Source organism: Thermoleptolyngbya sp. M55_K2018_002, assembly GCF_015295965.1.
In the GTDB taxonomy this organism is placed as follows: domain Bacteria; phylum Cyanobacteriota; class Cyanobacteriia; order Elainellales; family Elainellaceae; genus Thermoleptolyngbya; species Thermoleptolyngbya sichuanensis.
Window position 1 is genome coordinate 1 of the sequence record NZ_DVEA01000257.1, and the last position, 13,348, is coordinate 13,348.

General features: G+C 56.7%; 14 protein-coding genes. 6 read left to right on the plus strand and 8 right to left on the minus strand.

The window, feature by feature from the left end; all coding sequences use genetic code 11:
- The coding region (locus IGS51_RS12760; protein WP_297078738.1) for a phospholipase D-like domain-containing protein at nucleotides 1–581 on the minus strand (581 nt) is incomplete at its 3' end.
- 230 nt (nucleotides 582–811) lie between these two features.
- On the opposite strand from IGS51_RS12760, the gene IGS51_RS12765 reads away from it, so the two are divergent.
- Nucleotides 812–1,237: a hypothetical protein gene (locus IGS51_RS12765; RefSeq protein WP_297078739.1), complete on the plus strand. Its 426-nt coding sequence runs from the start codon at nucleotides 812–814 to the stop codon at nucleotides 1,235–1,237.
- A gap of 211 nt (nucleotides 1,238–1,448) precedes the next feature.
- A complete protein-coding gene (locus tag IGS51_RS12770) occupies nucleotides 1,449–1,754 on the plus strand; it encodes a peptidase (RefSeq protein ID WP_297078740.1) in 306 nt (101 codons plus the stop codon).
- A 137-nt stretch (nucleotides 1,755–1,891) separates the two neighbouring features.
- On the opposite strand, the gene IGS51_RS12775 is transcribed toward IGS51_RS12770, so the two are convergent.
- Nucleotides 1,892–3,220 (minus strand): cell wall metabolism sensor histidine kinase WalK, encoded by a 1,329-nt coding sequence (locus IGS51_RS12775; RefSeq protein WP_297078741.1) that lies wholly within the window; start codon nucleotides 3,218–3,220, stop codon nucleotides 1,892–1,894.
- An 8-nt stretch (nucleotides 3,221–3,228) separates the two neighbouring features.
- Nucleotides 3,229–3,906, minus strand: a complete 678-nt coding sequence (locus IGS51_RS12780) for a response regulator transcription factor (RefSeq protein ID WP_297078742.1) — start codon at nucleotides 3,904–3,906, stop codon at nucleotides 3,229–3,231.
- A 166-nt stretch (nucleotides 3,907–4,072) separates the two neighbouring features.
- Between IGS51_RS12780 and ybaK the strand changes: the two genes are divergently transcribed.
- Nucleotides 4,073–4,552, plus strand: coding sequence for a Cys-tRNA(Pro) deacylase (gene ybaK / locus IGS51_RS12785; protein ID WP_297078743.1), 480 nt, complete (start codon nucleotides 4,073–4,075; stop codon nucleotides 4,550–4,552).
- Between the two features lie 88 nt (nucleotides 4,553–4,640).
- On the opposite strand, the gene IGS51_RS12790 is transcribed toward ybaK, so the two are convergent.
- The 4 genes from IGS51_RS12790 to IGS51_RS12805 all read right to left on the minus strand — a co-directional run bounded on the left by IGS51_RS12790 (nucleotide 4,641) and on the right by IGS51_RS12805 (nucleotide 8,990).
- The gene (locus IGS51_RS12790; protein ID WP_297078744.1) at nucleotides 4,641–6,140 is read right to left on the minus strand and encodes a pitrilysin family protein; all 1,500 of its coding nucleotides are present in this window, start codon (nucleotides 6,138–6,140) and stop codon (nucleotides 4,641–4,643) included.
- Between the two features lie 72 nt (nucleotides 6,141–6,212).
- Nucleotides 6,213–7,766 (minus strand): pitrilysin family protein, encoded by a 1,554-nt coding sequence (locus IGS51_RS12795; RefSeq protein ID WP_297078745.1) that lies wholly within the window; start codon nucleotides 7,764–7,766, stop codon nucleotides 6,213–6,215.
- Nucleotides 7,767–7,984: 218 nt separating this feature from the next.
- Nucleotides 7,985–8,260: a hypothetical protein gene (locus tag IGS51_RS12800; RefSeq protein ID WP_297078746.1), complete on the minus strand. Its 276-nt coding sequence runs from the start codon at nucleotides 8,258–8,260 to the stop codon at nucleotides 7,985–7,987.
- Between the two features lie 259 nt (nucleotides 8,261–8,519).
- Nucleotides 8,520–8,990: a hypothetical protein gene (locus IGS51_RS12805; RefSeq protein ID WP_297078747.1), complete on the minus strand. Its 471-nt coding sequence runs from the start codon at nucleotides 8,988–8,990 to the stop codon at nucleotides 8,520–8,522.
- A 488-nt stretch (nucleotides 8,991–9,478) separates the two neighbouring features.
- Between IGS51_RS12805 and hetZ the strand changes: the two genes are divergently transcribed.
- Together hetZ and IGS51_RS12815 are read left to right on the plus strand one after the other, a co-directional pair.
- Nucleotides 9,479–10,621 carry a heterocyst differentiation protein HetZ gene (gene hetZ, locus IGS51_RS12810; protein ID WP_297078748.1) on the plus strand — a complete coding sequence of 381 codons (1,143 nt, stop codon included), beginning with the start codon at nucleotides 9,479–9,481 and terminating at the stop codon, nucleotides 10,619–10,621.
- A gap of 244 nt (nucleotides 10,622–10,865) precedes the next feature.
- Nucleotides 10,866–11,624, plus strand: a complete 759-nt coding sequence (locus tag IGS51_RS12815; RefSeq protein WP_297078749.1) for a hypothetical protein — start codon at nucleotides 10,866–10,868, stop codon at nucleotides 11,622–11,624.
- A gap of 261 nt (nucleotides 11,625–11,885) precedes the next feature.
- On the opposite strand, the gene IGS51_RS12820 is transcribed toward IGS51_RS12815, so the two are convergent.
- Complete coding sequence (locus IGS51_RS12820; RefSeq protein WP_297078750.1) at nucleotides 11,886–12,485, minus strand: pentapeptide repeat-containing protein; 600 nt, start codon at nucleotides 12,483–12,485, stop codon at nucleotides 11,886–11,888.
- Between the two features lie 306 nt (nucleotides 12,486–12,791).
- Here IGS51_RS12820 and IGS51_RS12825 point away from each other — a divergent pair, with 306 nt between their 5' ends.
- Complete coding sequence (locus tag IGS51_RS12825; RefSeq protein WP_297078751.1) at nucleotides 12,792–13,322, plus strand: YraN family protein; 531 nt, start codon at nucleotides 12,792–12,794, stop codon at nucleotides 13,320–13,322.
- Nucleotides 13,323–13,348: the final 26 nt, after the last annotated feature.

Here is a 13,348-nt window from a genome sequence, read left to right on the forward strand (position 1 = left end):
TCATCGGGTCGCCGCCCGTCGATCATCAGCAGTTTCCGGTGCAGTCGCGAGTTGTATTTCAAGGGCGATCGCCAGTCGGGCGGCCGCAAAAAGCGCACCTCGATGCCCGCTGCCGTCAGCCGCTGCCAATAGTCGTCTGGCATCTGGGCCGTGCCGTAGTGGTCGAGCAAAAGCTGCACCGTCGTTCCTGCACCTGCCCGCTCGATCAGCGCTTCAGCAAACTCATCCGCCCGCCGACCCGGAGTCATAAAGTAGGTTTCAAATTGAATCAGCGACGTGGCCTGACGAATCGCGGCATTTCGGGCGGCGTAAATTTCGTCTACAGATTGCCAAAACCCAACCATACGTCCGGTGGTGGATTCTGCACTGGTTAACCCCTCCAGGCTCAGGGTAAAGCGGGGATCACTCAAGTCTGGTACATTGGCGATCGCATATTCTGGCTGTGCCTCAAACACGCCCCGCAGGTATGCATAGCCGCCCGCCGTCAGCGCCAACAGCCCCAACCCCGCAGCCAGCCAGCCCCGCAGCCCAGCGAGAAGGGAGGATTGCTTTGGCCTCGGTGCCCTCTTGAACGTAGGCATAGTCAGGATGTCAGACAACAGCGAGTCGATCTTTTTCTAAGATATCGGCTGGCCCAGGCACGCCCTCTCTACCCCAGGGATAGCAAACAACTAGACAAGGGGCTGAGGCCAAGTTTCTGAAGTGCTGAGAGCGATCGCAGGAGCGTTTGTCACGCGACTCTTTCTCTTTCCGAGTTCTTTACCAGCGATTGCCTATGGTGTAAATGAACAAAGTCTGAGAGGAGTTTGAGATGCGTTTCTTAAATCGAACCGGTTTGATAGTCGTTGGTGCAGTCGGGCTGGTGGGCATAGCCACGCTGGCGGGCTGCTCTACCCGGACTCAGGAAGCAGCGTCGGGGCCGCTTGCCGCACCGTTAGAATCCCCTTCTCTCGCTGCTGCCGCAGACTATTCGGCGCTGACATCCGTTGTAGACAAGACAAGGGCTGCGGTTGAAGCTGGGGATTTCGCAAAGGCTAAAACCGAATTTGAAACCTTTGAGTCGGTTTGGGCCCCTGTAGAAGATGGCATCAAAGCAAAGTCATCGAGTGCCTACGACTCGATCGAGGAAAGTATGGACAAGGTTTCAGGCGCATTGAAGGCATCGCAACCCAATAAGGATGAAGTCCTGGCCGCCTTGAAGACAATGGACGAGGCGATCGCCAGCGTCTCGAAGTAATCCCTTTTTTCCTGCCTATCCAGAGTAGGGCGCGGAGGTGGCCGGCATCGGGCCATGCTGCCTTCGCGCCATTTCTTTGCTCATCATTCTTTCGCTCATCATTTTTTGCTCATTTGGTTTGCGACCGCTGCCATCTCTGCGATCGCTCCAACCTCTGCCATTTCTGCAACCTCTCGAAGCCACAGGTAATTTCAAGCCACAGGTAATTTCTATGAAACGAGCCTTCCGCAAATATCATCGACTGCTGGCGATCGCCCTCTGTTTGCCCCTGGGGTTAACGGTACTCAGCGGCATTGCCGTGACGCTGGTGGCGGAATGGGGCCTCGGCGGCGGGCTGATTTCTCGCAGCTTTTTACTCAGCCTCCACACTGGCGAAATCTTTCATCTAGAAGCAATTTATCCGCTCCTAGACGGAGTAGGGCTGGTGGGGCTGCTGGCCACTGGGCTAAGCATGACGGGTCTATTTCACAAAAAACATCCAACTCGCAGGGCTGGCTCCGCTCCGCACGACGATTAACGGCATACCCCTAAGGCGTAGGAGTTGATTCCTCGGTCATAGGAATTGATTCCTCCTTGCGATAAATTTCCCAGGTTCTGGACGATTTCTCGTAGGCTGCGCCCGCGAGAAATCGTCCAACTGCGTAAGTCCTAAACTCAACCTTTGAAACTGTCGCAGGTCGGCAGGCGAACGCAAAAAGTGCTGCCGTTCCCCAACTGACTTTGGACGCTGATCTGCCCGTGGTGGGCGTGGGCAATGCTTTGGGCGATCGCCAGCCCTAGCCCTGTGCCCCCTTCTCGCTGCGATCGCGCCGGATCAGCCCGCCAAAATCGGTCAAACACCAGGGAAATTTGCTCAGGTGCAATGCCGATGCCCGTGTCGATGACCTCTACCACTGCCCAACCGTCGGCCGAGTGACTCGTTACGGCGATAGTTCCTTGGGCGGGCGTATACTGCAATGCATTGCTGAGCAGATTAGAGAACAGGCGACGCAGTTGCACCCCATCCCCACGCACAGTGCTGCCAGACTGGAACCGGGACTTGAGGGCGATCGCCTTCGCGTCTGCCTGGGGCACAAAGCTATCGACCAAATCTTCTAGCAAGTCATCTAGCGGTATGTCAGCCGCTTGGCTCGCGAGGGGTGTCAGATTGCCATCGTGCCGCGCCAGCAGTAGTAAATCATCCACCAGTTGCGTCATCTGATCGGTGGCAGAGGCGATCGCCGCCAGCTTTTTCACGTCCGCCGGATGCACCCGTTCTGGATGGCTCTGCATCACATCAACTGAGGTCTTGATACCCGCCAGCGGATTGCGTAACTCATGGGAAGCGTCGGCAGTAAACTGCTTAAGCTGCTGAAAGCTTTTCTCAATCGGCCGGAGTGCCTGCCGTGTGAGCCAGCCGCTTCCCAGTCCGCCGCCCACCAGCGCCACCAGCCCCCCCAACACCAGCCCCGCCCGCAGTCGCGACAGTTCCGCCTCAGTGCTTTCGATAGACTCGCTAACTCGCACATAGCCCTGAAGGATTGTGTCGGCTGGTTTTAAGTGGCTGCGATCGCCCGTTGAGGGGGTGTAAACGGGTACGGTCAGCATCCAGCACTCGTCTGTCCGGAGCCAATCTGCAACCGGATCAAGCGGTAGGATAACGAAACTCCGTCCGGCTTGCCCCAGGCGATCGCCCTCCGCGTTAAACCATTCAATTCCCTGCGACGGCTCCCGCAAATCTTGCCACGGTAAATCCAGATCACCGTCATTGTCCAAGACGCGATCAGGCTGCATGGAAACCGCATCGGGCTGTTTGAGCAAATCAGGCAGGCTGTGGGCAGCAGCATCCGCCAGCCTAATCAACTGGCGATCGCGCTCCTGCTTCAGACTATGCGACACAAACTGATACACGGCTGCTTCGGTTGCTGCCAGCGACAGTCCCAACACCGCCAGCGACGACAGCAACAGTCGCCATTGCAACGCGCGAAAAGCAGGACTAGTCATGCGGCAATTCATCCAGGTTGCTTGAGTCGATACCCTAAACCATACACAGTCTCAATAAAATCTGGCTCTGCCCCTACTGCCATCAGCTTATGCCGTAGACTCCGCAGGTGAACCTTCACGGTTTCTTCGCCGGGGGGTTCTTCGGATGCCCAGAGGTGGTTCAAAATAACACTGCGGCTGAGAGTGCGGCCACCGCTGCGGAGAAATAACTCCAGCAATCCGTATTCCTTGGGGGTCAATGCAAGGGGCTGCCCGTAGTAGCGCACCTCACAGGTTGCGGGGTTCAGACTCAGGCATCGCCACTCCAGCACAGGCGGCAGAACGGCTCCGCTTCGCCGCAGCAGCGCTCGAATCCGCGCCAGCAATTCCTGCAAATCAAACGGCTTAACGACATAATCATCCGCGCCAGCATCCAACCCGATCACCTTGTCGCTGCTGGTGTCTCGCGCTGTCAGCAGCAGCACAGGAGTCGTCTTGCCCTGTTGACGCATCTGCTGGCAGATCTCTATACCGCTTAGCCCTGGCAACATCACATCCAGCAGCGCCAGACTGTAGTCATACGCCTCAATCAAGTCCCAACCCATCGCCCCATCGGCAGCCAGATCTACAGCGTAGCCTTGGTCGGTCAGGGCTTCAGCAAGGGGCAGGGCAATTCGTTCGTCGTCTTCTACGAGCAGCAGTTTCATGCTACGGCAGGAGTTGAAGAGTTGAGATTAGGACTGGCAGAGGATTCTAGCAGCAGTTGGTGCTAGAACCCTAGCGGACTCTTGGACTAATCATCCAAAAGCGAATCTAAAATCCAGAATCGACATGACTCGTATCATAGGAAGGTTGACTAAGAAGTCACTGGATATGAAAACGAACGCCGCCCGCGCCCTGGATAAACTGGGCATTGCCTATGAACTGCTGGAATACGAAGTCAACCCCGATGACCTAGCGGCGGAGTCCGTGGCGGCAAAGATCGGGCTGGAGCCGGAGCGCGTGTTCAAAACGCTGGTTGCCAGGGGCGATCGCACGGGGGTTATCCTTGCCGTCATTCCTGGCAACATGCACCTGAACCTCAAGGCGCTGGCCGCCCTCTCCGGCAACCGCAAGGTCGAAACGGTTCCCCTCAAAGAGGTGCAGCCGCTCACGGGCTACATTCGCGGCGGCGTGACGGCCCTCGCCTGCAAAAAAGACTACCCAGTTTACGTAGACGAACTGATCGAGCTATTCGACACGATCACCATCTCTGCCGGAATGCGCGGGTTGCAAATCCTGATCACGCCCGCCGACTACATCCAGGCAGTTCAAGGAACCGTCGGGGCGATCGCCCAGGACAAGGAGAGCTAAGGGAGAAAGAGAGAAGAACGAAGAACGAAGAGGTTCCAGTTTTCGTTTTTCGTTCTTCTCTCTTCGTTTTTCATATTTCCCGTCTCTCCTACTCCGGGATCGTGATATCAATCGGCTGTGGGCTGCTCCCCAGGGTCGAAAGCGGCGGCTGAATCGCAGCGGCATTGCCCACCACCAGCGTCACCAGCTTATCGGGCTGGAGATAGGTCTGGGCGGCGCGGAGGATGTCTTCGGCGGTGGTGGCTTCGACCTGTCTCTGGTACTGGAAGATAAAGTCCTTGGGATAGCCATAGTATTCGTAGCGCATCAGGCGAGAGAGCGTTTGCCCCGGCGTTTCAAAGTTAAACACAAAGGCGTTGAGGGCTGAGTCCTTAGCCTGCTGTAGCTCGTCATCGGACACGGGCGTTGTGCGGACTCGCTCGATTTCCGCCTTGAGCGCCTGGATAAAGGGAACGGTGGCATCGGAGCGGGTCTGGCCGCCGCCCACAAACACGCCCGGATAGTCAAACTGGGGCGACCAGTAGGCATAGACCACATAGGCGAGTCCTTGGCGCGATCGCACTTCGTTCACCAGCCGCCCGCCAAAGCCGTTTAGCACGTCGTTCAGCACGGTCATAGGGGCATAGTCGGGATCGCTCAATTTGCCGCCCAGATGTCCGATTAGCACGTTGCTCTGAGTCAACTGGGGCTGATCAACCAGGAAAATGCCGCCCGGTTGCGCCTGGGCCACCGCAGGCAGGGAATTGAAGTCGGAATTGTCCAGCGCTGGGTTGCGCTCCCAATCGCCAAACTGGGCTTCGATGAGCGATCGCATTTCGGCGCTGTCAAAATCGCCCACGATGCCCAGCAGCATATTGTTAGGATGGAAGTAGGTGCGATGGTAGGCGATCGCATCTTCGCGCTGAATGCGGTCGAGGGTGGCGTATTCTGTCGTGCGGGCGTAGGGACTTTGCGGGCCGTAGATGAGCTTAAAAAATTCGCGGCGAGCAATGTCGTCGGGGTCGTCGTTGCGACGGGCAATGAAGCCGCGTCGCTGGTTTTTCACCAGCGCAAACTTGTCAGGTGCAAAGGCGGGCTGGCGAATCACCTCGGCAAATAGCCCAAACACCTCTGGCAGGTCTTCGCTGAGAGAATAGAAGCTGGCATTGCCCGACGCATTGCTGATGCCGGTTTCCACGTAGGCGGCGCGGCTTTCCAGCAGGGCGTTCAGGTCGTCGGGCGAGTGTTGGAGCGTGCCACCACTCCGCATCACCTCGCCCGTAATGCCGCTCAGCCCCACCTTGTCGGCTGGCTCCCAGCGGCTCCCGACGCGAAAGATAGCCGTGCCGCTCACCAGGGGCAATTCGTGGTCTTCGACCAGATACACCATCAGCCCGTTGTCTAGCTGAAACTGGGTGTATTCCGGCAGTTGCACAGGTGGCAGCGGCGGAAAGGTGAGCTGGTCGTAGGGCACCGCAGGCGCGGCCCGCACCGGGTCAGGGGTGAGCCATAGCCCCAGCAGCAGCAGCAGGGCGATCGCCCCCCATGCCAGTCGCCGCAGCCATTTCCAGCGCAAGCCGAGCCGCCAGTTCGATTGCAAAGCCGTCATCCACACTTTCCTCATGCCTTCTAAATCTCTAAATCTTTCCTGCCCTGGCGCTGCACATTCAACCCCTACCCCCTACTCCTCCGGCAGCAGCTTACCAATCGTCAGCTTTTGCGGCACAAATAGCGACTGGGCAACCCGCTGCACGTCTTCTGCCGTCACCGATTCAAACGCCTTCAGGTCTTCAAATAAATTGCGCCAGTCTCCAGTATTTGCTTCATATTCCGGCAACAGGCTGGCCATGCCCCGATTCGATGCCAGCAGTTGCAGCATTCCTGCCCGCGCCTGGGTCTTCACCCGCTCTAGTTCTGCGGGCGCAACTGGCTCCGTCTTCAGCCGCTCTAGCTCAGCATTGAGGATGGTGGCAATTTCGTCAATGGTGTGTCCCGGTGCGGTTTGGGCGAAAAATAGCATCATGTTGGAATAGCGATCGCCCGGAAAGCCATTTGCCACATCCGTACTCAGCGAGATGCCCGTTTCCACCAGCGATTTGTAGAGTCGGGAGGTGCGGCCGCCCGTCAGCACAGAGGCCAAAATCTGGTAGGTGGCGTTGTCAGCATCGTCGCTGGCGGGGCGCTGATAGCCGACCAAATACCAGGGTTCCGTCTTTTGTCGCAGCACCACTTCTCGCGGCCCGGTCTGGTTTGGCGCAGGGGCCGTAATGTTTGGGGCGCGGCTGCGAGTGCGGAAGCGACCAAAGTAAATCTCCGCCAGCCGCTTCACCTCGACGGGATCAACGTCGCCCACCACCGACATCGTGATGCGGTCTGGCGTGTAATAGGTGTCGAAAAAGTCCTGAATATCTCGGCGGGTCAGGTTGCGAATATCGTCTTCGTAGCCGATGATTGGGCGGCCGTAGGGATGATCTGGAAAGCCCGCTTCTAGAAATGCTTCCACCATCTTGCCGATGGGCGAGTTGTCCGTCCGCATTCGCCGCTCTTCCAGGATTACGTCCTTTTCTTCGTAAAACTCACGAAAGACGGGATCAAGGAATCGGTCGGACTCCAGCGACATCCACAGTTCCAGCTTGTTGGACGGAAAGCTGTAAAAATAGCGCGTTGCGTCTGCGGAGGTGGTCGCATTTAGCCCCACGCCGCCTGCCCGTTCCACCACCTGCCCATATTCGTTTTGGCGGACGTATTGCGCGGCCTGCGATCGCACTCGGTCAAACTCTTCCTGTAGCTGTGCGGCGCGACCCGTCTGCCCTGCGGCCTTGGCCGCCTGGATGCGGTCAAATAGGCGATCCAGTCGAGCCAGCAGCGGCCGTTCAGCGGCGTAGTCGCTGGTGCCCAGGCGAGTTGTGCCCTTAAATGCAAGATGCTCTAGGAAATGGGCGGCTCCGGTTTTGCCTGCGGCTTCGTAGGCCGCTCCCACATTCACATAGGTCATGAACGAAATCACCGGAGCCTGATGCCGCTCTAGCACGATGAATTTCATGCCATTGTCGAGGGTGAATTCGGTTACACGATCGACCACCCGATCGATGTAGGGCTGGATCGACAGCGGTTCAGAACGGGGGGCAGTGCGGGCGATCGCCACGGTCGGAAACAGGCTCCACACGCCCAGCAGCAGAGCCAATGCAACCGCAGGAATCAGGGCCAATCGTGCCCGATGAGTCTTCAAAGTCATGCAAGCTGAGCGCAATCTATTCAGCGCAGTAAATTCCACAAGTTTCACAAAAAAATCCACGAGCCTCTTGCATGGTATCTACCGCAGGGGCGAGGCTGACGCAGCAAATCATCGAAAATCTTCGATAAAAAAGTGTTTTCTATAGACCATTCTCGATTGCTGACGCTTCTCAAGCACCGGGATGAGCGGGTTGCTCACCGGGATGAGCGGGATGCTTTCTACAGCGCCTCGCTCCAGTCTGGGCAAAGCTCGCCCTCCCAGCCAAAGGGATGAAACCCGCAGATCAGCATTTGGCGGCGATCGCCATAGCCATAGGCAACCCCGTGATAATGTTCGCAGCCCAGGCAAGACTTGGGGCGAGAAGGAGACGTTTCGGTAAACCCAAGCTGCGATCGCAAAATATGCAGGCGACTCTGGTGACGATGCCAGCTTGCATGGTCGGCTTTTCGGAAGCTGTCGTTGGCGCGCCTGAAGGCATTGCGGGGAGCATTCATAGGTCTGCGCGGAGAGTAAAAAAACAAGCTGCTCAAGCAGAACATGCAGACGGCAGACATCCAGCCTGCTTCATCTACATTTTATAGTTCCCCGCAGTCTCCCAAGAGCCAACAGCAGTGAACCGCAAACCAATCAGCCGCAGATTAATTAAGCTGCGAACCCATAAGCTGCGAACCTATAAGCTGCAAATAAACTACAAACCACGGCTTGTTATCTACCTGTGACGGATTTTGGGCAAGCCGTGTTAGCCGTCAAAGCCTATGCAATATCCGGCGGCACTTGCGCTTTGCCCTGAGACTGCTGCAAAAACGCTTGAATCAGCGCTTGCAGGTTGGCACGAGTGACCTCAGTGCCCGTGTTCAGATTCCCCGGCGTTTCAAAAAAGATGATGCTGTCCACGCTAGTCATCGCTACCAGTTGAAACAGGATGTGCGTCACGGGCATGGGAAACGCCATAATCTGGGGATCTTTTGCCAGCGGATTCGCCGTTGCGTCCTTCAGGCTGGCAAAGGCGTAGACGACGTTTTTTTGAGCATTGGTCTGGCTGCGATGGTTTAAGGTCGTCATCACCCATTGCTGCTCAAGGGTTTGTAATATGTAATACTGGAGGTGGTGAAGCTGTTGAGCAATCTCCTTGAGAGCGGGGGCGATCGTTGCCACTGCTGCGGGCGTTGCACCGTCCTGGGGAGCATTTTGAACGAGGTCTTGAAGCTGCTGATCCAGAGTCATAGCCGTTTGTTAATTTGTTAATGGCGTTGTGTGACGTTGTATGTTGCGTGACGTTGTGTATTAACGACGCTCTGTGCGCTTTGGGCTATCATCCTCATCAGTCTAGTTCAGAAGCTCGTTTACGAGTCCAGTTTGCCCGTCTGATGTTTCCATACGGATGCTTTTTGTACAGATTTTGTACGGATGGTGGGCGATCGCCGCTGAATCACTCTTAAAGGTGACAACTTTAGGGAGCGGCTTCAGGCGGCGGCTTTAGTAAAGCAAAGCGGTAAAGCAAAGCTTGCTGAAGCGACGGCTGTTTCCCCTCAAAGCGCTACAATAGCGCCCTCCAGCAACCCGTAGGTTTGCTGACTTGACTTGAATCAGGCTGTTGATCGAAAACGCTAGTCTGCCACAGACTAGAGCTGCACTACCCAACCCTTGCCACTCCGTAGGGGTGTGTTAACGTTGTAACGATCTACATCCATCAGGGAGAGAGCACCCAAGGCGTGGAGGCTATTTTTAACCTGGTTTTTAACGAGCTGAAGCAATGCACCCGTGCGTCTGAGCAAAACTGCCGCGACGTGGCATCCCGCATTACCGGAGAGGTCGCCCGCATTTGTTCAGAAAGCAAGCGCATTCAGTCGTCTGGAGAGGTCGATGCCTGGTCGGTTGCCCTTGCCCGTCACCGACTTAAGCAGTGTTTGAAATATTACCAGCTTGGGTCGCGCCGGGGCCGGGTTGACCTGCACAGCACCCTCAGCGCCGTGGTCTATCGCTACATCACGCCGCCCCAGGTGCAGTCCAGCTATCAGGCGCGACTAGGGCTGATCGAAGATTTTCTGCAAATCTTTTACATCGAAGCCATCAACGCCTTCCGGCGTGAGAATCAGCTTGCCCCTAGCTACAGCCCGCGTACCGCGCTGGATCTGGCGGAATACATGGCCTTTACCGAACGCTATGGCAAGCGGCGGATTCCGCTGCCGGGTCGCCGCAGTCAGCAGTTGATCATTCTGCGGGCGCAGACCTTTTCGCAGCAGCAGCCACCTGAAACGATGGTGGACATGGAGCAGGCCGCCGAGGGCGCAACGGGCGAAACCGACCAATCCCGCAGCGGCGCACCCATGCAGCAAGTGCGAGAGCAGATGGTGGCCCAAGAGCCAGAGGTGGAAGAAGACTCTCTGCGGCATACTGTAGTGGCAGAACTGCTCAGCTATTTGGAAGAGCGTCAGCAAAAAGACTGTGCCGACTATTTCACCCTGCGGCTCCAGGATTTGCCGACGCAGGAAATCGAAAAAATTCTGGGACTTACGCCCCGCCAGCGCGACTATTTGCAGCAGCGGTTCAAATATCACCTGATTCGCTTTGCCATGTCGCATCACTGGGAACTGGTGCATCAATGGCTAGAGGCAGACCTAGAGCGAAATCTGGGGCTAACGCCGCAGCAGTGGGACGAATTGCTCAGCCGCCTCAGCGCAACCCAGCAAGAGATGCTAAAACTCAAACAGCAGGGCAGACCCGACGGGGCGATCGCCCAATCTCTTGGCTGCACGGCAACCCAAGTGCAAAAACAATGGTCTAAATTGCTAGAACTGGCCTGGGAAATTCGTAACAATGTTGTGTCCGGAGCAGGGGTAGCAGGGGATGAATAGTGACTCAGAAGCTGAGGATATTGTTTCCTGGCTCCTACAACAGCTAGATCAATCGACTGCTGCACCATCAGGGGAAACCAGCTCAGACGCTGGACGTGATGCGTTGGATGCAGCACATCCGCAATCGAATCACGATAATCTGCTCGACTCGGAAGAGATCAACGCGCTGTTGAACCACTTGACCGGGTCGGACGTTTTTTCTTTTCAAGACACACCATTATCCCATTCAGGAGAGATACCTGCTGTGCAAGACCGTTTTTATGCTTTGTTGAGACATCGGTTGCGGGAGGAAATCGAGCGCCGACCGCCCCTCTATCCCTGGGAAACCGAAGTGCGAGAGTATGAAGATGCCCTCGCGCCAGAGCTGGCGACTGCAACTGTTTGGGCATCCCAAATGCAGGCACTCAACCTGCCCGTGCCGATGCCCGAAGGCGTGCTGAATCGCTTGCTGGAACAGTGCCAATCCCTCCTGCAATCCTCATTGCAAGAAGGCAGAAAGCTGGTGCAAGCCGTAGAAGCTCTGTTTCCTGGTGAATCAGATGCGCTGAACCACTTGGCTGGCTATGTCATGGCGGCTCCAGCCCGCTCCGGAACCTCGGCCCCGGTGCTGGAAGGCGTACTCGACCACTATGATGCAGCGACCCAGCCTCAGCAAATGTTGCTGTCGCTGGTGGCGGCGCGGGAAATTTTGAATACGCTGGTGCTGACGGTTTCCCCATCTCAGCCAACGCTGGAGCGCGAGTGGCACACCACGGCTGGACTGCTGACTCTGCGGGCAATGCTGCTAGAATCGGGCAGCCTGCGCTTGGTGGCGAACCTGCCTTGCGCTGGACGGCTGACGCTGCAAAGCAGCGAGGTTGAAAAGACTGCCCATCGCGCCAATGCCGGCCCCGTCAGCCTGGAACTGCTGGATGTAGAAGCGCTGCAATCTTACTCGGTGCAGGTGGAGCTAGAGCAAGCGGGTACGAGTTCGCTCTCGTTTGCGATCGCCCTCGGCGAGTAAGCCCAAATCTGGCCTTGCAAAAGGCTGGTATCGCGCTGGTATCGACAGAACCGCACAGAAATAGACAGCTAGCTAACTAATCGATTTAATCCCGTGTGCATGAAGCACGGGATTTTTTTGTGCAAGATTGTATTTTGTACTACTTAGTGTTTAATTAGTAGACTTCTGGCACAAATGCTTTTCTGAGAGCGTGAATCGTTGGGCAGCGCCGCCGCCCAACGATTCACGCAAGAGGTCTAGCGTTTAATCCCACGGGGAACGCTAAAAACAATTCAGAGTGTCGCGGGTGTTGCGACCTGTGACCGGATTCGTACCCTGAGCCACCGCACAGAGCTTGTCCTGCATATCTTCCCGCAGCAGCACATCGGTAAAGTCTGCCCCGTCGATGATTGCGCCCTCGAATCGGGCGTTAAAGGCAAACGCACCTTCCAAAATGGCGTTTTTGAGGTTAGCTTCCACTAGGCGGGCCGAATCGAGGGTGGCGTTGGTCAGGTTAGCTGCTTCCAGGTTGGCATCTTCCAGATTTGCCGCAAAGAAGCTAACGCCCTGTAGCTGCGTGTGGCTGAGGTTGGCGTTGCGGAGGTTGGCTTTGGTAAAGCTGGAGTCGGTGAGGTCGCGCCCCGAAAAGTCGGCATCGACCAGGTTTTCGCGGTTATAGTCGAGCGCTAGGGCAGGAACCGGAGACAGCAGGGCGATCGCCCCCACCAGCACCAAACTCCACACCAGCACCCGCCGGTCTGGCAAAATCAAGGCTTGCAGACGTTGCCAAAGCTCAGCACCATTGACCCGTCGCACCAGCCGCGCCCAGACTTCACACATTATTCCTTCGTCTAGCATCTGACCCAGCATCCTACCTGGCATCCCAAGTTGCACAGTAAGCTATGTTGATTGCAGAAGTTGATTGCAGAAAAGCCCCACAGAAGATCATGTCAATTCTCTTGGGTGGCACTATGGATGAAATTGCAGGAAGACCCGCAGACCCCTGACTGGCAATCCAAAACTGCGAACCCAAAATCGCAAATCCAAAATCGAGAATCAACACTACTGCCTTTCTGATCCTACCCGAATCCCTGCCAAAGTCTGCGATCGCCCAGCCCATCTCTGCCCTTGATTCACCCCCCTTGATTCATCCCTATTGATTCACCCTGATTCACCTTTTGATGCCCCATGCCCAAGCGATCTCCTCAGTCTGTTCCAAACCCCCGCATCTCGGCATCGGGCGAGTTTGGGCGCTTGGCCGAAACGCTGGTGGCGCGGTGGCTTGTCCAGCAGGGGGCAACCATTTTGCAGCAGCGGTGGCGCTGTCGCTGGGGCGAGTTGGATTTGGTTGCCCAGCTACCAGAATCTTCTGGGGCGGCTGCTACGCTAGCTTTTGTCGAAGTGAAGGCACGGCGAAACGCGGGATGGGACGCGGGCGGTCTGCTGGCCGTCACGCCGCAAAAGCAGGCAAAGCTGTGGCAGGCGGCGGAGTTGTTTCTGGCAGAATATCCAGAATGGGCCAGGGGCAACTGCCGATTTGACGTGGCGCTGGTGGCGGGGCGATCGCGCTCTGTTGAGTCTCCTGATTCTCCTGCCCAGAACAGCGGCCCCGATTGTAGCCTCCCAGACGGCACCATTCGGCTGGGGCATCCCGTGGCGATCGCCCACTATACCCTCACCCTGCAACACTACCTGCCCAACGCCTTCGGCCATCTTTAGCCATCGCTCCCCCCAACCCCAACCCC